This window comes from Qipengyuania sp. B-5, from assembly GCF_056857815.1.
Genome location: NZ_JBSXNU010000051.1, coordinates 168,857 through 188,262, shown reverse-complemented (window position 1 = coordinate 188,262; position 19,406 = coordinate 168,857). Strand labels below are relative to the sequence as shown.

At 62.4% G+C, this 19,406-nt stretch carries 14 protein-coding genes; 7 read left to right on the top strand and 7 right to left on the bottom strand.

The window, feature by feature from the left end:
- Positions 1-27: 27 nt before the first annotated feature.
- Entirely contained in the window at positions 28-2,556 is a 2,529-nt protein-coding gene (locus AC13CE_RS11260) for a glycoside hydrolase family 3 protein (protein ID WP_482972445.1), read from the bottom strand.
- A 276-nt stretch (positions 2,557-2,832) separates the two neighbouring features.
- Between AC13CE_RS11260 and AC13CE_RS11255 the strand changes: the two genes are divergently transcribed.
- Positions 2,833-5,640, top strand: a complete 2,808-nt coding sequence (locus AC13CE_RS11255) for a glycoside hydrolase family 31 protein (protein ID WP_482972444.1) — start codon at positions 2,833-2,835, stop codon at positions 5,638-5,640.
- Positions 5,641-5,740: 100 nt separating this feature from the next.
- Positions 5,741-6,673 carry a family 43 glycosylhydrolase gene (locus AC13CE_RS11250; RefSeq protein WP_482972443.1) on the top strand — a complete coding sequence of 311 codons (933 nt, stop codon included), beginning with the start codon at positions 5,741-5,743 and terminating at the stop codon, positions 6,671-6,673.
- 119 nt (positions 6,674-6,792) lie between these two features.
- On the opposite strand, the gene AC13CE_RS11245 is transcribed toward AC13CE_RS11250, so the two are convergent.
- Together AC13CE_RS11245 and AC13CE_RS11240 are read right to left on the bottom strand one after the other, a co-directional pair.
- A complete protein-coding gene (locus tag AC13CE_RS11245) occupies positions 6,793-7,983 on the bottom strand; it encodes a Gfo/Idh/MocA family protein (protein WP_482972442.1) in 1,191 nt (396 codons plus the stop codon).
- 124 nt (positions 7,984-8,107) lie between these two features.
- A complete protein-coding gene (locus AC13CE_RS11240; protein ID WP_482972441.1) occupies positions 8,108-8,878 on the bottom strand; it encodes a Stf0 family sulfotransferase in 771 nt (256 codons plus the stop codon).
- A 187-nt stretch (positions 8,879-9,065) separates the two neighbouring features.
- Between AC13CE_RS11240 and AC13CE_RS11235 the strand changes: the two genes are divergently transcribed.
- The 4 genes from AC13CE_RS11235 (at position 9,066) to AC13CE_RS11220 (ending at position 12,142) form a co-directional block, all read left to right on the top strand.
- Positions 9,066-10,385 (top strand): alkaline phosphatase PhoX, encoded by a 1,320-nt coding sequence (locus AC13CE_RS11235; RefSeq protein WP_482972440.1) that lies wholly within the window; start codon positions 9,066-9,068, stop codon positions 10,383-10,385.
- 145 nt (positions 10,386-10,530) lie between these two features.
- Positions 10,531-10,992, top strand: coding sequence for a Dps family protein (locus tag AC13CE_RS11230; RefSeq protein ID WP_482972439.1), 462 nt, complete (start codon positions 10,531-10,533; stop codon positions 10,990-10,992).
- Between the two features lie 71 nt (positions 10,993-11,063).
- Positions 11,064-11,684, top strand: coding sequence for a 6-phosphogluconolactonase (locus AC13CE_RS11225; protein ID WP_482972438.1), 621 nt, complete (start codon positions 11,064-11,066; stop codon positions 11,682-11,684).
- Complete coding sequence (locus tag AC13CE_RS11220) at positions 11,672-12,142, top strand: NUDIX domain-containing protein (protein ID WP_221537877.1); 471 nt, start codon at positions 11,672-11,674, stop codon at positions 12,140-12,142. Before AC13CE_RS11225 ends, AC13CE_RS11220 begins: the two co-directional genes overlap by 13 nt.
- Here the strand turns inward: AC13CE_RS11220 and dinB are convergent.
- Positions 12,139-13,272: a DNA polymerase IV gene (dinB, locus tag AC13CE_RS11215; RefSeq protein WP_482972437.1), complete on the bottom strand. Its 1,134-nt coding sequence runs from the start codon at positions 13,270-13,272 to the stop codon at positions 12,139-12,141. The genes AC13CE_RS11220 and dinB overlap by 4 nt on opposite strands.
- Before the next feature lie 308 nt (positions 13,273-13,580).
- Between dinB and AC13CE_RS11210 the strand changes: the two genes are divergently transcribed.
- Positions 13,581-14,840: a multidrug effflux MFS transporter gene (locus AC13CE_RS11210; protein ID WP_482972436.1), complete on the top strand. Its 1,260-nt coding sequence runs from the start codon at positions 13,581-13,583 to the stop codon at positions 14,838-14,840.
- Here AC13CE_RS11210 and AC13CE_RS11205 read toward each other — a convergent pair.
- The 3 genes from AC13CE_RS11205 to AC13CE_RS11195 form a co-directional block, all read right to left on the bottom strand.
- Positions 14,837-16,387, bottom strand: coding sequence for an acyl-CoA carboxylase subunit beta (locus AC13CE_RS11205; RefSeq protein WP_482972435.1), 1,551 nt, complete (start codon positions 16,385-16,387; stop codon positions 14,837-14,839). The genes AC13CE_RS11210 and AC13CE_RS11205 overlap by 4 nt on opposite strands.
- Positions 16,388-16,494: 107 nt before the next feature.
- Entirely contained in the window at positions 16,495-18,366 is a 1,872-nt protein-coding gene (locus AC13CE_RS11200; RefSeq protein ID WP_482972434.1) for an acetyl/propionyl/methylcrotonyl-CoA carboxylase subunit alpha, read from the bottom strand.
- 36 nt (positions 18,367-18,402) lie between these two features.
- Positions 18,403-19,389 (bottom strand): phytoene/squalene synthase family protein, encoded by a 987-nt coding sequence (locus AC13CE_RS11195; RefSeq protein ID WP_482972433.1) that lies wholly within the window; start codon positions 19,387-19,389, stop codon positions 18,403-18,405.
- Between the last annotated feature and the right edge of the window lie 17 nt (positions 19,390-19,406).

Here is a 19,406-nt window from a genome sequence, read left to right as displayed (position 1 = left end):
ATCTGGTGCGGGCCACGGCCGCCTCGCTCAGTTGCAAGGCAGCACGACTTCGGCATCGGTCCCGAGCCGCACCTCGCCGATGGCAAAATCGGTATGGCCCTGCGTTTCGAGGACGAACGGCTGGGTAAGGCTGGCAACATCGGCACCCTTGGTTCGCAGGCATTTGAGCGGAATTCCATAGCGGATGAATTCATCGCTTTCCGGGAGGGCAAACTGGGTAAAACCCTCACTATCGGGACCGATCGCGCCAAGTCTTGCGCTGTCGGGCGCGTCCCATACCTTCATGGTCACTAGCAGCAGTATGTCGGCATTGGTCTCGCGATCGATATCGACCGGCTCGAAATTACGCAGCTGCACGCTAGCCGTACCATCCGAAATGGCGAAGCGCCGCGCACCTTCCTGCACGCGATAGTTTTCTGCGGTCACCCTTGCACGCCCACCCAGCGCCTCGGCAGGCACCGTGGTTACGCGGGTCTGCACCTCGCCTTCGACACCGTTGACGAGCAACGACCAGCGTGCCGCCGGTGATCCGGCGCTGAACCACAGGCGGCTATCGCCCGTGAGCGACGCGGTGTCGAGTTCGGGCAGGGCCGTCCAACTGCCTTGCGGGGATTTGTAATTCAGGCCGTAGCCATAATCGTAGAGAGTACCTTCGCTCAACAAGGTCGTGCGCGGCCATGCAGCGGGAAGGATGCCGGTGAAGTCGAAGCGTGCATTCCCGTCCTCGTCACCCACCAACACGTCGGCCACGCCGCCCCCTTCACTGCCAGGGAGCCAGGCGACTACGAAGGCGTCCGCCGAATTCAGGGCCGGGTTCACGTAAAGCGGCCGCCCGGTGATCATCAGTGCGACCACTGGGATGCCTTGTGCCTTGAGCGCCTTCATGGTTTCATAGGGTGCGGTCAGTTCCGGATCGAGGGCAAGCGCGGCACGATCACCCTGGAATTCGGCATAAGGCGTCTCACCGAAGACCACCACAGCTGCGTCAGGCCGCTCGGAGAAGCTGCCATCGGGCGACAGTTCGGCTTTGCCGCCGCCTGCCTCGACTGCCTGCTTCAGACCGTCCCAGATCGATGTGGCGCCGGGGAAGTGGCTGTTATCCACACCGGTACCTTGCCAGCTAAGCGTCCAGCCGCCCGACTGGCGCGCGATATCGTCGGCCCCGTCACCGGCAACCAGCAGTCGGCCTCCCGGTGCGAGTGGCAAAATGCCCTGGTTCTTCAGCAGCACGAGCGACTTGCGCACTGCCTCGCGGGCCACCGTCCGGTGTTCGGGTGCGCCGAGAAGTTCATACTGCCCCGAGTAGGGTCGTTCCGAAGGCTTGCCGGCCTCGAAGAGGCCCAGCCGCCCTTTGACGCGCAAGATTTGCGTGACCGCATCGTCGATACGCTCGATCGGGATTGTGCCCGCCTTCGCGCGGGCAAGGAGATCCTCGTAGACCGGCTTCCACGTGTCGGGTGCCATATACATGTCGACGCCGGCCATCAGCGCCTGCGGGCAGCTTTCGTTGGTGCAGCCTTCAACCTGCCCGTGTGCGTTCCAGTCGGAGACCACGAAACCTCCGAAGTTCATGCGGTCCTTTAGCACTCCGGTGACAAGCGAGCGGTTGCCGGTCATTTTCTTGCCCTGCCAGCTCGAGAAGCTGACCATCACGGTCGAGACACCTTCCGCAATGGCCGGGCCATACGGCTTGCCGTGGATGTCGCGCAGCTTTTCCTCGCTTATGGAGCTATCACCCTGGTCGACACCGGCATCGGTGCCGCCATCTGCAAGGAAGTGCTTGGTCGAGGCGATTACGTAAGGGCCTGCCAGCAGGTTGTCGTTGCTGGGTGGCCCCTGCAGACCGCGAACCATCGCGCCAACGTAGGAAGCCACGAGATCGGGATCGGAACTATAGCCTTCGTAGGCGCGGCCCCAGCGGAAATCCTGCGGCACCGCCACGGTGGGTGCGAAGGTCCATTCCTGTCCGGTGACGCGAATTTCCTTTGCGGTGATGGCGCCGATTTTCTCGATAAGATCGATATCGCGCATCGCGCCGAGGCCGATATTATGCGGGAAAATTGTTGCCCCGACAATATTCGAGTGCCCGTGCACGGCATCGGTGCCCCAGACGATCGGAATGCCTACGCCGCCATCGCCGGTATCGACCGAAGCGAGGTAGAAATCGTCGGCCGCGGCGAGCCAGTCGGGAGCGGGCGAAAGATCGTTGCCATTGGGACCGCTATTGCCGCCGACGAGAATGGAGCCGAGATTGTAGGTGCGTATATCCTCGGGCGTTACGCAGCATAGATCGGCCTGAATCAGCTGCCCGATTTTCTCCTCCAGCGTCATGCGCCCGAGCAGCGAAGCGATGCGGGCTTCGTCATCGGCCTGGAGCGGGACCGGGTATTCATAGGTGGGCCAGATTTCAGGATTGGCCACGCCCGCAGTTTGCAATTCCGCAGCCTCACGCGCTGCTGACGGCGCAGAAGCCATCTTCGCTGGCGGCACCGCACATGCGGCCAGGTCTGCACATGCAGCGAGAAGCGCCACGCGAAAGCCGGTGATGCCGATCATCTAGTCCCCTCCCAAATCAATGCGCCCCTTTTCTGTCTTGGGCCTTCCAATTGGAAGTGTGAGCGCTATCATAGTGCTATTCATGCGGCGGGAGGGAGTCAATTCCCGTTGCAGTTTGATGGGGAATATGTCGGACTTTCGGGCCGAATTTTGGCCGATCCGGAACATTTTCTTGTGGGAGGAGAGGACCATGGCGCACCGATTATTGGTAGCGATACCAGCAGCACTCGTACCGGCGGCAATCGCGACCAAAACCTCCATTTCCGGAGGTCGGTAATGAAACGCATTGTAACTGTCTTTTTGACCGCCGTGCTGTGCTCACCTGTTCTTGCTGGCGAGGTCGAGCGCGTCGAACACGGCATGGTGGTGACCACAGATACAGGCGAAAAGGTGCGTGTGATCGCCCATGCCGACGGCACGTTCCGCATCACAGTCGCGGAGGAGTTGCCTGACGACCGGCCAACCACGATGGCAGTCGCCGAGCCTGACGGCGAGCCGGTTTTCGCGCAGCGCGGGAATGCCGCATACCTGCAGACAGTCAGGAGCTCCGCAGCAGTGGACCTCGCTACGGGCCGGCTGACGGTGTTCGATCCTTCCGGTGCGATACTGCTGGACGAGCATGCTGCCGCGCGCAAGATCGAGCCGGTCGAAATCGAAGGGCGGCAATGGTTCGAGACGCGGGTCCAGTTCAATCGCGGCACAGACGAAGGTCTTTACGGCCTTGGCCAACACCAGAACCGGCAGATGAACTACAATGGCGAGGACCTGGAACTCGCGCAGCACAACATGGCGATCACGGTTCCCTACCTGGTTTCGACCAGAGGGTACGGCCTGTTGTGGGACAACGCCTCGATCACCCGGGTGGGAGATCCCGACAGCTACCGCAAGTTAAAGCTCGATTGGCAAGCGCGATATTACCTCGGTGACCGACTGGTCGTCGATCGATCCGAGGACACGATAGATTATCAGTACTTGCGCGATCAGGAGCGGTGGCCGCCGGATGCGAAAGCTGCCGTAGAAGCAGCGACGACCGGTCAGAACACGCAGGGCAATGCCGTGGAGACGCAGCGGGTCGTATGGACCGGTAATTTTCGGCCCGACAAGCCGGACACGCATAAATTCCGGCTTTACTCCTCGTCCTATGTGAAGGTCTTCGCGGATGGTGAACTGGTCCTCAACCGCTGGCGACAGAACTGGAACCCCTGGTATCACAACTTCGAACTCGATCTGGAAGACAGCCGCCCTATCGACCTGCGCATAGAATGGGAGCCGAACCAGGGCTATATCGCGCTGGAACACGCAGAGCCTCTGCCGCAGGCGGATCGCAATTCGGTCAGTTTCGCTAGCGAGGCGAGCAAGGCAATCGACTATTACGTGGTTCCTGCGCCCACGCTGGACGAAGCCATTGCCGGCTACCGCCGTCTGACCGGCAAGGCCCCGATGATGCCGCGCTGGGCCTATGGCTTCTGGCAGTCTCGACAACGCTACAATACGCAGGACGATTTGCTCGGCGTGATGCGCACCTATCGCGAGCAGAAGATCCCGATCGACAACATCGTGCAGGACTGGTTCTACTGGCCCGAAGACAGGTGGGGCTGCCATTGTTTCGACTCTGATCGCTTCCCCGATCCTTCTGCAATGGTCGACGAAGTGCATGATCTCGATGGCAGGATCATGATCTCGGTCTGGCCCAAGTTTTACCCGGCGACCAAGCATGGCGAGGAACTGCGCGAGAAGGGCTACCTGTACGAAAGACCACTCGATGCAGGCCAGCTCGATTGGGTGGGGCCCGGTTATCCCAATACCTTCTATGACCCTTATTCGCAGGATGCGCGCGACATCTACTGGCGCCAGATGGCCGATACGCTTGCTCCACTGGGCTTCGATGCGTGGTGGATGGATGCCACGGAGCCGGACTGGCATTCGAACCTCTCGATCCAAGAGCGCAAATATCAAATGACTTCGCCTGCAACCGGAATTCCCGGCGCGGCGATCTTCAATTCCTATCCATTGGTGCACGCAGAAGGTGTCTTCGAGGGCTTGCGTAAGGCCCAGCCAGATACCCGGCCCTTCATACTGACGCGGAGCGGATTCGGCGGCGTGCAGCGTACGTCCTCGGCGCTATGGTCCGGCGATGTCGCCGCCCGGTGGGACGACCTACGCGACCAAATCAGTGCAGGGCTCAACCTCAGCCTCGCAGGGGTGCCTAACTGGACGCATGACATCGGCGGATTTTCGCTGGAGGATCGGTATTCCCGACAGGATCCCGAACATGTACCCGAGTGGCGCGAACTTTACTTGCGCTGGTTCCAGTTCGGCGCATTTACGCCGCTGTTCCGCAGCCATGGCGAATTTCCGCAGCGAGAGACTTTCCTCGTCAGCGAAGGCGATCCGGCGATGCGCGAGGCGCTCCTCTATTATCACCGCCTCCGTTACCGGTTGATGCCCTATATTTACACCGTCGCGGCTGGAACGCATTTCGACGACGGGACGATAATGCGTCCGCTGGTCATGGATTTCGAAAACGACCGGACAGTCTGGAATATCGACGACCAGTATCTGTTCGGACCGTCCATCATGGCCGCTCCGGTAAGCGAGTTTCAAGCCCGTGATCGCGAGATTTATCTGCCCTCCAGCAAGGATTGGTACGATGCACTCACAGGTGAGAAGATTCCCGGAGGACAAGCCATCGATGCCCGTGCCCCGCGCGAACGTATGCCCCTTTTCATACCCGAAGGATCGATCATCCCGACTGGTCCCGATGTGCAATGGACGGGTGAAAACCCGCAAGGGCCGCTCACCATTCATGTCTTCGCAGGAGCCGATGCCGCCTTCACCCTGTACGAGGATCAGGGCACGGATATGGGCTACACACGTGGGCAATTCGCTCGCGTGCCACTGACGTGGGATAACGCCGCGCGCAAGCTGATCATCGGGGACCGTGCCGGAAACTTCCCCGGTATGAAGGGTGAGCGTAGTCTTACAATCGTTCTGCACGAGGGAGAGGCGGAAGGAGACGTCTTCGCTACCAAGAAGGGTCGCGAAGTCATCTATCGAGGACAATCACTCAATGTCGATTTCTGATAGGGTTCGAAATCGCTCAAGGTGGGCTACGCACTCTGCCCTGCTGGCCGGATTGCTTGTTGCGCTGTCCGGCTGTCAGACTCATCTTGCAGATCCTAGCGTGCAAGGGACCACGTTCGCGTATCAGGGCAATCCGCTTATACGGACCGAATTCACCGCCGATCCCGCACCACTGGTAGTGGACGACACGCTGTATCTGTACGTCGGTCACGATGAAGCTGCTGGCGGCCAGATGTTCAATATCACGGAATGGTTGGCCTATTCGACGAAGGACATGCGCGAATGGACCGCGCATGGCCCTATCATGAAGCCGACCGACTTTGACTGGGCCGCCCGCGATGCTTGGGCAAGCCAGGTCCACGAGAAGGATGGCCGCTTCTGGTTCTATACGGCAGTGGAGCATGATCCTGCCCAAGGATCCACGGGCAAGGCCATCGGAGTAGCGGTTGCGGACAACCCCCTCGGCCCTTACCGGGATGCAAAGGGGAGCGCGCTGGTCCGCAACGAAGACACCGATGGCCCGCATCACTGGGATGATATCGACCCCACCGTCTGGACCGAGGATGACGGTCAGAGCTGGCTGATCTGGGGCAATGGCAATTGCTATTTCGCACCGCTGGCAGATGACATGATCAGTTTCTCCGGGCCGATCCGTACGATCGATTTACCGGATTTCGAAGAGGGCCCGTGGGTCTTCCGACGCGATGGCCTCTACTATCTGATCTACGCTAGCCGGGACGAGGCTATCGATCCGGACGAGCGGATTTCCTATGCGACTTCCTCAGCGATAACTGGCCCCTGGACTTGGCGAGGGGAAGTGACCGGTTCAGCGGCAAACAGCTTTACCATCCACCCGGGCGTCGCCCAGTTTCGCGATGAATGGTACCTCTTCTATCACCTCGGCACCTTGCGAATCGGGGATCAGACCGGAGGACTAGGGCGCAGAGCGGTGGCAATCGAACGCCTGCAATTCGATGTGAACGGAATGATCGTGCCGCTCGAACAAACCGACGAAGGAATCCTCCGGCCCTGACCGACCCAATTGTCGTCCGGGACCGCATCACATCGGCGGATCGGCTTGGGCAGAGCCTACGTCGTTGGGGTATCCATGGCTGAGGATCTCGACCATCCAGACCCGTGAGCGCGCGTAGCCTAAACCGGGATATCAGTCTCGACCACCGTCCCGCCCCGGTCAGCGCTGGCGTAGCAGGCTTCCATGATGCGCAGGTCGCGCAAGCCCATTTCGCCGGGTGTGCGAACCGCGACCTCGCCGCGGACAGCGCGAGAGAAACCATCGACCTGCGCCGCGAATTGTATTTCCGGGATGCCTGCACGATAGATGCGTGGAGGCTGACCCCCTCCCTCGTATCTGATCTCGTTGTCGTAATAAGTTGTCGCAGGCTGCATCTCGATGCTGGCATCGCTGCCGAAATAGCGCTGCCGCGAGACATAGGGGCTATAACAGTAGGAAGAAGAGCCCTGGACGTTGATCCCGCTCGCCATCCTCAGGCGATAGTCGATCGCGCCCTCGACTTCCGTGAAACGCGGGTCACCCTCGGGCGTCGCATAGGCGGCAGACACCGCCGTCACGCGGTCACCGGGCAGCATCAGCAGCGATGTGTTGATGCCGTAAATGCCGATATCCCACATCGAACCGCCGCCGCCGAGCGCCTTCTCGAGCCGCCACTTGTGCGGTGGATAGTCCGGATTGGCCGAGAAGCCGTGATCTGCAGATACAAACCGCATCTGTCCCAGCCCGCCGCTGCGCACCCGGTCGAGAACATGCATATTGTTCGGTTCGAAATGCACGCGATACGCAACACCGAGCTTACGCCGGGCAGATTCAGCCGCGGCGATCATGGCTTCGGCCTCTTGCGAGCTCGATGCCATCGGTTTTTCGCACAGCACGTGCTTGCCGGCTTTCAGCGCACGGATCGAATATTCCGCATGCAGGCCGACCGGAAGGACGATGTAGACGCAGTCGATCGTCGGGTCCTCGGAAATAGTGTCGAAGGAGTCATAGCTGTAGAGTTGATCCACTCCATGGCGCGCGCCCAGCATCCGCGCCTTATCGCTATTGCCGGAGACGAATGCCGAGATGCGAGAGTAGCGGGCGTTGGAAAAGCCGGGAATGACTTGTCCGATTGCGAAAGTCCCCAAACCGACGATGGCCCAGCCCAAGCGTTTCACGGGAACGTCCGGCAAGGCAGGATCGCCGATCAGTGGCTGTCCCTGTGCGCTTTGCGCAACAAGCTTGCCGGAAGCGGCAAGGGCGGCTGCTCCAACTCCTCCGATCAGCGTCTCGCGTCGCGTCGGGTGCCGTATCGTTCCATTTCCGCTCATCGCATCCTCCCGTTTCGCCACCTTCGCAGTATGGCGGATCAGGTGGGCCGTGACTAGGAGTGAGACGGGCCGAGATGGTATCTAGGTAGTCACCCTTGGGAGCGTGGCGGCAGATCGATGATGGCTAGCTACGAGATCCGCCCTCTTTATGGCGCGCACGCCATTCTTCGGCGCCGGCTTGATCCTGTTGCCTGATTTCCGGGACATCTACCGTCTGCGTGGGATCGAGTGCGACTCCTAGATAGTCGGCAACATGCGCCACCACGCCATCGGGATTGTCGACTATATCCTCATACCAGAGGACTAGCGGCGTAATGCCCGTCTCGCGGTACATCTGCTGCCAGGCCTGCTCCTGTATCGCCAACTCGTGCCTGGCGCGCAGCACCACTGCTTTCGAATAGGATGGATCGTCGCTGGCACCGGCCTCTTGCTCGGCCCTCCAGATGCCCGATAAACTCGCTCGCGCTAGCGAAATCGCATGGCGATCCTTATCCCGTCTGCGCAGCTGCACGATCTTGCTCGCCGGACCGCGGCGCAAAAGCAACCGCATGGCAATCGCAAGCAGTGAGGGATTGGCCCGGCCGAGTTCTTCCATCTGGAGCGGGAATGCCTTAACGCCGAAAATGCCGTTGGGCGAGGTCCGATGTGCAATCGCTCTTTGCCATAGGTCGACCTGGGCTGCGGGCGAGTTACTCGCGGCGCCCTGTGGACCGGTCGGTGCGAAATTGAGGTATTCCAAAGGCGCCCCGAGACAGCCGGTTCGCCACAAGAGATGGCTCAGGTAAGTGCTACCTGTCCGCGGAACGCTTGCCAGAATGTAAGGCTGCGGTGTGTTCGTGAATATAGGCCAATCGAAACGCTCTTCATGACCCGTAGTGATACCCTCGATAGACACGCCCCGCCTCCAGGTGGTTACTAGTTACTTTCATCCTATGAAGGATACCCTGCAAAAGATATTGAAACCCATCGATCACTTCCTCCACCACCTCGCAGCGAGTTTTTGCAGGTTCTCCCGCGACCGCTGTCATTTATCTTACACGCTGCTATCGCATGGACATGCCACTGCGCCAATGGAGAGTGAGATGACCGCCGAACTGCACCGCCGCCAATTCCTGTCCGCTACTGCCAGCGCCTTTGCCGCGCTGTCGCTGAGCGGGTGCATGACGCGGGGCGCGATGCCTTCCAATTTCGCCGGATACGGGCCGCTGGTTGCCGATCCGCAAGGCCTGCTCGACCTTCCCGAAGGCTTCTCCTATCGCCTGCTGTCCAGCCTCGGCGACGCCATGAACGACGGCGGGACGGTGCCCGACAAGGCGGACGGAATGGGATGCCTGCCGCTGCCAAATGGCGAGATCGCTCTGGTGCGCAACCACGAACTGGTCCCCACCGACGATGCGGGCGGTGCCTTTGCGAAGGGCTTCGGCAAGCACAATGGCGAATTCGTGCCGGGAGGGACCACCACCATCGTGCTCGATGCGGCAACGCTCCGCAAAAAACGCGAATTCCGCAGCCTTGGCGGCACCATCCGCAACTGTGCGGGCGGGGTTACACCTTGGGGCAGCTGGCTGACCTGCGAGGAAGCCCCGACCGGTCCGGGCCAGCGTTATGGCGAGGGGCTGGAACAGAACCACGGCTGGACCTTCGAAGTGCCCGCGAGCGCGCCGGGTCTGGTCGATCCGGTTCCGCTCAAGGCGATGGGGCGCTTCAATCACGAGGCGGCATGTGTCGATCCGGCGACCGGGCTCGTCTACCAGACTGAGGATCGCGACGATTCGGTGCTCTATCGTTTTGTCCCCAAAGTGCCGGGTGACCTGGCCAGGGGCGGCGAGTTGCAGGCGATGCGCATCGTCGGCGTGGCGGACACGCGCAATCACGATGGCGCGGTGATGCCGGTCGGGCGGCGCTACGCGGTCGAGTGGTTCCCGCTCGATAACGTGGAAGCGCCGAAGGACGATCTGCGCCAGCGGGCCGCAGCACAGGGTGCAGCGCTGATTGCACGCGGCGAGGGCATCCACATGGGGACGGACGAGATGTTTATCTGCTCCACCAGCGGCGGGGCGAAGAAGCTCGGCCAGATATTCAAGCTTATTCCCGGACGCGGCGGCAAGGGTGACGAGATCGAACTGTTCTTCGAAAGCGAAAACGAGGAGCAATTCAATTACGGCGACAATCTTACGGTCGGTCCGAACGGCCACCTGATCGTGTGCGAGGATCAGTATACCGATGTGGTCGACAACCGGCTGATAGGGATCACGCCTGCGGGCGATCCCTATGTATTCGGCCGCCTGCGGTTGCAGACGGAACTGGCTGGGGGCTGTTTCTCGCCCGATGGCAAATGGTTCTTCGTCAACGCTTACGCACCGACCCGGACGGTCGCCATCACCGGGCCGTGGGCGGCGTGACGCAATTGCGAAAAAATCGCAATAGACGAATATAGGGGCCGCTTTAATCGACCAGGGCGATTAGAGCGCTCGAAACCCTTCACGAAACCGGTGCTCCTTTCGCACGTTGGTTGGTTGAGATTTCAAGACAGAAGGGAAAAATATCATGGCCGAACTCGGTAACAACGCGAAATCGGGGCTCGTCACCGCGCTCAACGGCGCCTTGGCGGATACCGTCGCGCTTTACTTCAAGACCAAGAATTTTCACTGGCACGTCGCGGGGCCGCGGTTTCGCGATCTTCACGTCCTGTTCGACGAGCAGGCCGCGCAGTTGATCGGCACCGTCGATGATATCGGCGAGCGTGTGCGCAAGAACGACGAATACACTCTTACCTCGATCGGCTCAGTCGCGGAGAAGTCGCAGATCAAGGATCAGGACGATGTCACGCTGACCGCAGATGCGATGGTCAAGGAATTGCGCGACGACAACAAGAAGCTGCACGACCGTCTGCAGTCCGTAAAGGAAGAGGCCGAGAGCGTCGGTGACAATGCCACCAGCGGCATTGTGGACGACTGGATCGACCAGTGCGAGGAACGCATCTGGTTCCTCAACCAGACCAGCAAGTAGGCGCCTTCGCGCATAGCAATTCAACCCGTCTGCGGCTTGGCCGTGGGCGGGTTTGCTGTATCGAGACCATTATGGAAAACGTAGAGATCATCGAGGACGCGAGCGACGCGGATATTGCGAAATGGCTGGAGAACCGGCTGGCACGGGCTCTTTCATCCCGCGATGGGCCGGTGACGATAACGGTGCCGGGAGGATCGACCCCGTTCCCCATCATCGCCAAGCTGCTCGAAGCCGAACTGGACTGGTCGCGGCTGGTGGTGTGGCCGGGTGACGACCGCATCGTGCCCGAAGATCACGAGGCCTCGAACACAGGCAAGCTGCGCGCCCTGTTCGAACCGGCGGGGGCCGAGGTGGTGACCCTCACCATCATGGAGCAGGTACCCCATTTCGATCTCGCATGGCTGGGGATGGGGGCGGACGGGCATATCGCCTCGCTCTTTCCCAATACCGACCCGCAGCTGGACGAGGAGCGCCGCATAATCCGCCTGACGCCCGATCCCCTGCCGCCCGAAGCGCCCTTCGACCGGATCAGCCTGACGCTTCCCGCCCTGCTCGATAGCGATGCAATCGCCTTCGTCATCCGCGGAGCCGACAAGCGCGCAGTGTTCGAAGAAGCAGTTGGTGGGAAGAGCGATTTGCCGGTTGCGAGGCTGCTTTCGGGCGCTAAACAGCCTGTGGTATGCTTCACCTGATCCCAGCGCCGCTGCACCGGCTCGCCCTCAAGATCGCCTATCGTCTCCGGGAACGCATGCGAAGCGTAAGCGGCAAGGCGCGCGACGGTGTGAGCGTGGTGGGGCGCGATTTCGAGGGGCAGATATTGCTGGTGCGGCATAGCTACGGGCCGCAGCAATGGTATTTTCCCGGCGGCGGTATTGCAGATGGCGAAACGCCCGACGCGGCCGCCCGGCGCGAACTGCTGGAAGAGACCGGATGCGAGATCGACGGGATGAAGCTTGTCGGTACGTTCGAGGAAACGCTGTCGGGCGCGCCGCACACGGCGCATCTGTTCGAAGGTGTCATCAGCGATATGCCCGAAGCGGACGGTCGGGAAGTGATCGAAGCACGCTTCTTTCCCACGCATTCGCTGCCCGAACCGCTGAGCCCGCGCACGCGCACGCGGCTGAAGATGTGGCAGGCCCGAAAAAGCTAGAGCAGCGAAAGCTGCGCGTCGGGACGTTTCGGCTCCTCCGCGCCGTCGCGGTCCAGCTTCGACAGCGTCAGCCCCATCAGCCGGATCGGCATGGGTAGCGGCAATACTTCCTCGAGAAGGCTTCGGGCGATCGCTTCGAATTCAGCCCTGCTTGCTATCGGGCGGTCGACGGTCTTCGCGCGGCTGAATATCTGGAAGTCGGTGTATTTCATCTTCAGTGTCACGGTGCGACCGCTGGCCTCGGCGCGTTCGATATAGCCCCAGACGATTTCGATAATGTCCTCCAGCGTTTCGCGCAGCTCGGTGCCGGAGGAAAGGTCGCGGCTGAAGGTCCGTTCGCCGCCGACGGACTTGCGGATACGGCTCGGCCGCACCGGCCTCAGGTCGATGCCGCGCGCGGCGCGGTAGAGATAGTCGGCAAAGCTGCCGAAGTTTGCGCGCAGCCATGCAATATCCTTCGCTGCGAGGTCCGCTCCGGTCGCAATGCCGAGCCGCGTCATCTTCTCTTCCGCCTTGGGGCCCACGCCGTGGAACCGCCGCACAGGCAGCGATTGCACGAAATCCGCCCCCTGGCCCGGACGGATGACGCACAGCCCGTCGGGTTTATTCTGGTCGCTGGCGAGCTTGGCGAGGAACTTGTTGTAACTCACTCCTGCGCTCGCGGTCAGCCTGGTCTTGGCGCGAATTTCCTGCCGGATCAGCTCGGCAATCCGCGTGGCGCTGCCGATGCCCAGCTTGTCCTCGGTCACGTCGAGATAGGCTTCGTCGAGGCTCAGCGGTTCGATGAGGTCGGTATGATGGCGGAAGATCGCGCGGATCTGCTGGCTGACTTCGCGGTAAGCCTCGAACCGACCCTTGCAGAAAATGAGATCGGGGCAGAGCCGCTTGGCCGTAACGCTGGGCATGGCGCTCTTCACGCCGAACTTGCGTGCCTCGTAGCTGGCAGCGGCTACGACGCCGCGCCCGCTCGACCCGCCCACGGCAACCGGCTTGCCGCGCAGTTCGGGATTGTCGCGTTGTTCGACGCTGGCGAAAAAGGCGTCCATATCGACATGGATGATCTTGCGCAGGCCATCGGCCTCCACATCGTCGCCGCCTTCCTCCTCCGGTCTTTCTGGCATCGTCATCATGTAGACGCTTTCGGGTCCGGTCGGAAGGTTTCACGAGGTAAAATAGGGCCGGAACGACCCCCGATAAAAGCGTTTCCTAATGCAACGCTTCCCGCTACCGCACAGGCGATGATTGCGACCGAGTCTTCCCTCCCACCCCTCCGCATTACCTTTAGCCGCCCCGTGGAAGCATCTCCCCCGCCTGCGCGAAAAGTCACAGGTGCGCTTTCGTTTGGTTCCGTAAAGTCATGTTTTTCCGTGGGTTTCCCGGAAGGTCACGGGTTTGAAAGGACGCGCGGGGATCAACCATTCGTAGCCCGGGCCAGCGCATGAAGCACGGAACCGGCTCGACCACCCGCCCGCTCCCCGAGAAGGCGAAACGCCCGATGATCGGCGAACGCGAACTGATCTGGATGATGGCGCTGCTGATGGCATGCAACGCCTTCGGCATCGATGCCATCCTGCCCGCGCTCGACGCGCTGGCGGGCGATCTCGGGGCGCAGGGTAACGACCGCCAGTTCGTGGTCGGCGCGTACCTGCTTGCCGCCGGATTCGGTACGCTGGTGCCCGGTGCCTTTGCCGATCGCTATGGCAGGCGGCCCGTGCTGTTCGTGGCGCTGGCCTTCTATATCGCTCTTTCCATCGCCTGCGCCCTGGCGACGACATTCGACATTCTGGTCATACTGCGCGCCGCGCAGGGCTTCTTCGCGGCCGGCATCATTGCCCTGCCGCCCGCCATCATTCGCGACCGTGTGGGCGGCGACAAGATGGCACGGATGATGAGCCTGATCTTCGTGATCTTCCTGCTCGTCCCCGCGGTGGCGCCCAGTATCGGGCAGGCCGTGCTGGTGGCCTTCGGCGATTGGCGCTGGATATTCGTCGCCATGGCAGTTGCGGGGCTGGTGATGACCGCATGGGTCTATTTCCGCCTTCCCGAAACGCTGCACGAGGAAGACAAGCAGGACATCCACCTGCCTACCATTTCGCGCAATATGAAGAGCGCGGTGACGCTCCGTGAGACCATCGGTTACACACTGGGCAGTGCACTGGTTTTCGGCGGATTGTTCGGGTTCATCAACTCCAGCCAGCAGCTGATCGGCGAAGCCTTCGGCGCTGGCGAGGACTTCCCGCTGATCTTCGCCATCTGCGCAGGCTGTATGGCGCTGGCCAACTGGTCGAACAGCCGCATCGTGGAGCGTTTCGGTGCACGCCGGGTCAGCCATGCTGCGTTGTTCGCTTTCATCGCCGTGGCCGTCGCGCAGCTCTGGTTCGCCAGCCAGCCGGACGAGAGCCTGTGGACCTTCGTGCCGCTGATGGCCGCAAACATGAGCCTGCTGGGCTTCATCGGTGCGAATTTCGGTTCAATCGCGCTCCAGCCCTTCCGCCATATCGCGGGCGCGGCATCGAGTGCGCAGGGCTTCCTGCGGATGACAAGCGGGGCGGCGCTGGGCGCATGGATCGGCTATATGTACGACGGCACGGCGCGCCCGCTGGCCGCCGCCCTGCTGGCCACTGCGGTACTCAGCCTGGTCTTCGTGCTCTTTTCCGAGCGCGGCGAACTGTTCGGCGAAAAGATGGACGAAGACTAGGCTTCGCTTTCCAGCTTGCGCCATGCAAGCGCGGCGAACTCGCAGAGCAGGGGCCGTGTGTCGCGCGGCTGGATGATGTCTTCGACATTGAAACGCTCGGCGCTGCGGAAGGGCGAAGTGACCTTGTCCAGCCGCGCGCGTATCGCTTCCAGTTCGGCGGCAGGGTCTTCGGCCGCCTCCAGCTCGGACTTGTAGGCGACCTCAAGGCCGCCTGCGATGGGCAGGCTGCCCCAGTCGCCCGAGGGCCAGCAGAAGCGATATTGGTAGTTTTCCGCATTGCTCATCGCGCTCCCGGCAATGCCATAGGCGCGGCGCAGAACCACGCTGGCAAGCGGGACGCTGGCCCGGTAAATGGCGTTCATTGCCTGCACTCCGTAGCGGATCGTGCCGGCCATTTCGGCCTCGCGGCCGATCATGAAGCCGGGGTTGTCGACGAGGTGGACGATGGGGAGGCGGAACTGGTCGGCCAGCTTCACGAAGCGTTCGGCCTTCTCGCTCGTCTTCGCTTCCCACGACCCGCCAAGGTAGGACGGGTCGCTGGCCAGAACCATCACCGGCCAGCCGTCTAGGCGGGCGAGGGCGGTGATGCAGGCGCGTCCCCACATGCGGCCGATCTCGAACACGGTGCCGGAATCGAAGATCATCTCCAGCGCGCGGCGCATCGAATAGACCTGCCTGGTGTTCCGCGGAACCAGTGAATCAAGCGCTTCATCGCGGCGCTGAACAGGATCGAAGCACTCGGCTCGCCTCGCGAGCTGGCCGACATGCTCGGGCATGAAGGAGAGGAAATGCCGCGCGCGGGCAAAAGCCTCCGCTTCACTCGCAACCTCGTCGTCGACCACCCCGTTGCGGGTGTGGATCGCGCTGCCGCCGAGGTCCTCCTTGGCCTGGTTGTGATCGGCCGATCCCCTGTAGCTTTCGCCCAGCCCGTCGACCACGGCGGGACCGGCGGCGAAGATCTGGCTGAGGCCCTTGACCATCACGGAGTAATGGCTGGCGACGGTCCGTGCCGCGCCGAGGCCCGCCGTCGGGCCGAGCGCCAGGGCGACCACGGGCACGGTGTCGAGGTTCGTAACCACATCGCCCCAGCCGGGCACTGCGGGGATATAGGTGGCGCCGATCTGCTCCAGCGTCTTGACCGAGCCGCCGCCACCGGTGCCGTCGATCATACGGACGAGCGGCATCTTGAGCTCGTGCGCCATTTTTTCGGCCTGCACCATCTTGCGGCTGATCCCTGCATCCGCCGCACCGCCGCGAATGGTGAAATCATCCGCCGTGGCGACCACCGGCCGTCCGTTGATCGTGGCCTTGCCGAAGAGGAAGGGGGCGGGGGTGACGGATTCCAGATTGCCGTCTTCGTCATAGTGCCCCTTGCCCGCGATCTTGCCGATTTCGCGGAAGGAACCTTCATCGACCAGCGCGGCAATCCGGGCGCGGGCATCCATCTTGCCGCGCGCATGCTGGCGGGCGAGCTTGTCCGGGCCGCCCATCTGTTCGGCCAGCGCTTCGCGGCGGCGCAGTTCCTCGAGCTCGTGTTCCCAACTCATCCCCATCTCCGTTCGGGCTGAGCCTGTCGAAGCCCCGTCCTTTTCTTCGGGACCATCGCTAGAAGAAAAAGCGGGCCTTCGACAAGCTCGGGGCGAACGGGCGGAGCTTATTCGGAGGGCGGCTCCACCACGCAGAGCACCGCTTCGACCTGGACCTGCCCGCCTTCGCTGGCGGAAAGTTCGGTCACGGTGCCGTCGAAGGGGGCGGTGAGGGCGTGTTCCATTTTCATCGCTTCGAGCACCATGAGGCGCTGGCCTGCGGTGACACTGTCGCCCTCGGCCACATCGACCGCGATGACCTTGCCCGGCATGGGGGCGAGGATGGCGCCGTCTCCTGCCGCGGCGGCACCCGATCCGCGGGACTGGCGCTCGAATACGAAGCTTTGCCCGTCGGCGAAGACGACTGCCCGCGCAGGATCTACGAAACCCGTCGCCGCAGTCTCGGCAGTCGATCCGGCCGCGGAAACCGTGCGCGTTTCGCCCTTGTGCGTGAGCGTGGCCGCAAGCACGCCCGGGGCGTTGAGGCGCAGACCAATGGGCAGGTCCTCGTATTCCTCGCTTTCGGCAAGGGCGATGAAATCCGCTGCGGTCTGCCAGATTGCATCGTCGGCCTCATCGGAGGAGACGAGCGTGTCGATCTTGTCCGCGATGAAGCCCGTGTCGAGCTTCGCGTCCTCGAAATCCTCGTCGAGCAGGCAGTTGGCGATGAAGGCGGCATTGGTCTTCACCGGCCAGATTTCCACGCCTTCGGCGATCTCGGCAAGCTGGTCGATGGCCTCGCCGCGCGTTTCGCCCCAGACCACCAGCTTGGCGACCATCGGATCGTAGAAAGGCGATATCATGTCGCCTTCCTCGACGCCGGTTTCGATACGGCCCTGCACGCCGAGATCGAAATGCTCAAGCTGCCCGGTCGAGGGCAGGAAGCCGCCTGCCGGGTCTTCCGCGTAAAGGCGCGCTTCGATGGCGTGGCCGTCGATGAACAGTTCGTCCTGCGTGAGCGGGATCGGATCTCCGCTCGCCACGCGCAATTGCCATTCAACCAGATCGACCCCTGTGATTTCCTCGGTCACCGGGTGTTCGACCTGGAGCCGGGTGTTCATCTCCATGAAGAAGATGCGGTCGGCGCGCAGGCCTTCGCTGGCATCGGCGATGAATTCGATCGTGCCCGCGCCTTCGTAGTCGACCGCCTTGGCCGCGCGCACGGCGGCGGCGCAGATTTCCTCGCGGGTGGCCTCGTCCATGCCGGGGGCGGGGGCTTCCTCGATCACCTTCTGGTGGCGGCGCTGGAGCGAGCAATCGCGCTCGAACAGGTGGACGACATTGCCGTGGCTGTCGCCGAATATTTGCACCTCGATATGGCGGGGCGAGGTGATCCACTTTTCGAGCAGCACCTCGTCGTTGGAGAAGCTGGCCTTGGCCTCGCGGCGGCAGCTTTCCAGCGAGGCCTCGAAATCCGCCGCCGCATCGACCTTGCGCATCCCCTTGCCGCCGCCGCCTGCGACCGCCTTGATTAGGACGGGATAGCCGATGGCGTCGGCCTCTTGTTTCAAGCGCTCTACCGACTGGTCCTCGCCCTCGTAACCGGGCGTCACCGGCACGCCCGCTTCGCGCATCAGCTTCTTGGCCGCATCCTTGAGGCCCATCGCCTCGATGCTGGCAGGCTTGGGGCCGACCCAGATCAGCCCGGCGTCGATCACCGCCTGCGCGAAACCGGCGTTCTCCGACAGGAAGCCGTAGCCGGGATGGATCGCCTCCGCCCCGGTCTGCTTCGCCGCGGCGATGATCTTCTCGCCCACCAGATAGCTTTCGGCAGCGGGCGAGGGGCCGATATGAACCGCCTCGTCGGCTTGCCGCACATGGAGCGCCTTGGCATCGGCATCGGAATAGACGGCGACGGTGGCGATCCCCATTTCACGCGCAGTGCGGATGATGCGGCAGGCGATTTCGCCGCGATTGGCGATGAGGAGCTTTGAAATCATGAAGCTGCGCTAGCCCGAGCGCCGCGCCGCTTCAAGCTACCAGCCGGCAACCGGGCGGAAATCGTGGCGGGACCAGATAATCGGTTCCTGCGGGCCGGGGGGGCGGTTCCACACCGCCTGGAAAAAGGCCGCGGCGACGTGCCACAGCTTTTCCGGGCCGCGCACCACGACGCGCCTGTCCCACGCCTTCTGGCCGCGGCTCAGGACCTTGCGCCCGATTGCACCATATATATTCGCCGCCGCCAGCACGGCCCAGCGCGACCGGAAGCGCAGGCGCTTCGTACCCAGCCTTGCGGCCGCTTCGTGTTTTTCCATAAGTGCAATCATGCGCGGCATGACGCCGGCAAGGACGAAACGGTTTTCAGGGAGCGCGTGATCGCCGGGGGCGAGACCCGCTTCGGCCAGCCAGTCGGCAGGAATATACACCCGCCCGGCCGCCGCATCTTCCACCACGTCGCGCGAGATATTGGCGAGCTGGAAGGCGATGCCGAGATCGTTGGCCCGGTCGAGCGTTTCGCCGTCTTCGGGATCGACGCCCATGATGTGCGCCATCATGATCCCGACTGCGCCCGCCACGTGATAGCAATAGCGCAGCAGGTCGCGCTCGTTACCGGGGGCGAAGCCGGTCGCATCCATGGCGAAGCCACCGATGACGTCATTGGCCATTGCGTAGGTCAGGCCGCATTCGTCGGCGACTAGGCCGAGAGCGTCGAAGGCGAAGTCGGCCGTCGGCTGCTCGTCGATCGCGCGGCGCGTGAGCACGCGGATGGCCTGGATCCTGTCTTCGGCCTCCTTGGGCGTGCCCTGGTTGCCCAGCGGGCCGCCCTTGTCCTGGTTGTCGGCGATATCGTCGCACCGGCGGCACCAGGCATAGAGCAACCAGCTGCGTTCGCGCGTCGTGCGGTCGAACAGCTTGGATGCGGCGGAAAAGCTGTGCGAGCCGACCTCGATCGATTCCAGCGCCTTGGCCACCAGCGAAGCGCGTTCCCGCCCGCCGCCGGCCTTGGCGATGGTGGGGCGCATATGCTGCGTGGTCAGGG

Bases quoted from the DNA above. Each gene is read 5' to 3' on its own strand.
- AC13CE_RS11260 (WP_482972445.1), bottom strand. From the start codon at position 2,556: ATGATCGGCATCACCGGCTTTCGCGTGGCGCTTCTCGCTGCATGTGCA.
- AC13CE_RS11255 (WP_482972444.1), top strand. From the start codon at position 2,833: ATGAAACGCATTGTAACTGTCTTTTTGACCGCCGTGCTGTGCTCACCT.
- AC13CE_RS11245 (WP_482972442.1), bottom strand. From the start codon at position 7,983: ATGAGCGGAAATGGAACGATACGGCACCCGACGCGACGCGAGACGCTG.
- AC13CE_RS11235 (WP_482972440.1), top strand. From the start codon at position 9,066: ATGACCGCCGAACTGCACCGCCGCCAATTCCTGTCCGCTACTGCCAGC.
- AC13CE_RS11230 (WP_482972439.1), top strand. From the start codon at position 10,531: ATGGCCGAACTCGGTAACAACGCGAAATCGGGGCTCGTCACCGCGCTC.
- AC13CE_RS11225 (WP_482972438.1), top strand. From the start codon at position 11,064: ATGGAAAACGTAGAGATCATCGAGGACGCGAGCGACGCGGATATTGCG.
- AC13CE_RS11220 (WP_221537877.1), top strand. From the start codon at position 11,672: ATGCTTCACCTGATCCCAGCGCCGCTGCACCGGCTCGCCCTCAAGATC.
- dinB (WP_482972437.1), bottom strand. From the start codon at position 13,272: ATGATGACGATGCCAGAAAGACCGGAGGAGGAAGGCGGCGACGATGTG.
- AC13CE_RS11210 (WP_482972436.1), top strand. From the start codon at position 13,581: ATGAAGCACGGAACCGGCTCGACCACCCGCCCGCTCCCCGAGAAGGCG.
- AC13CE_RS11205 (WP_482972435.1), bottom strand. From the start codon at position 16,387: ATGAGTTGGGAACACGAGCTCGAGGAACTGCGCCGCCGCGAAGCGCTG.
- AC13CE_RS11200 (WP_482972434.1), bottom strand. From the start codon at position 18,366: ATGATTTCAAAGCTCCTCATCGCCAATCGCGGCGAAATCGCCTGCCGC.
- AC13CE_RS11195 (WP_482972433.1), bottom strand. From the start codon at position 19,389: ATGCGCCCCACCATCGCCAAGGCCGGCGGCGGGCGGGAACGCGCTTCG.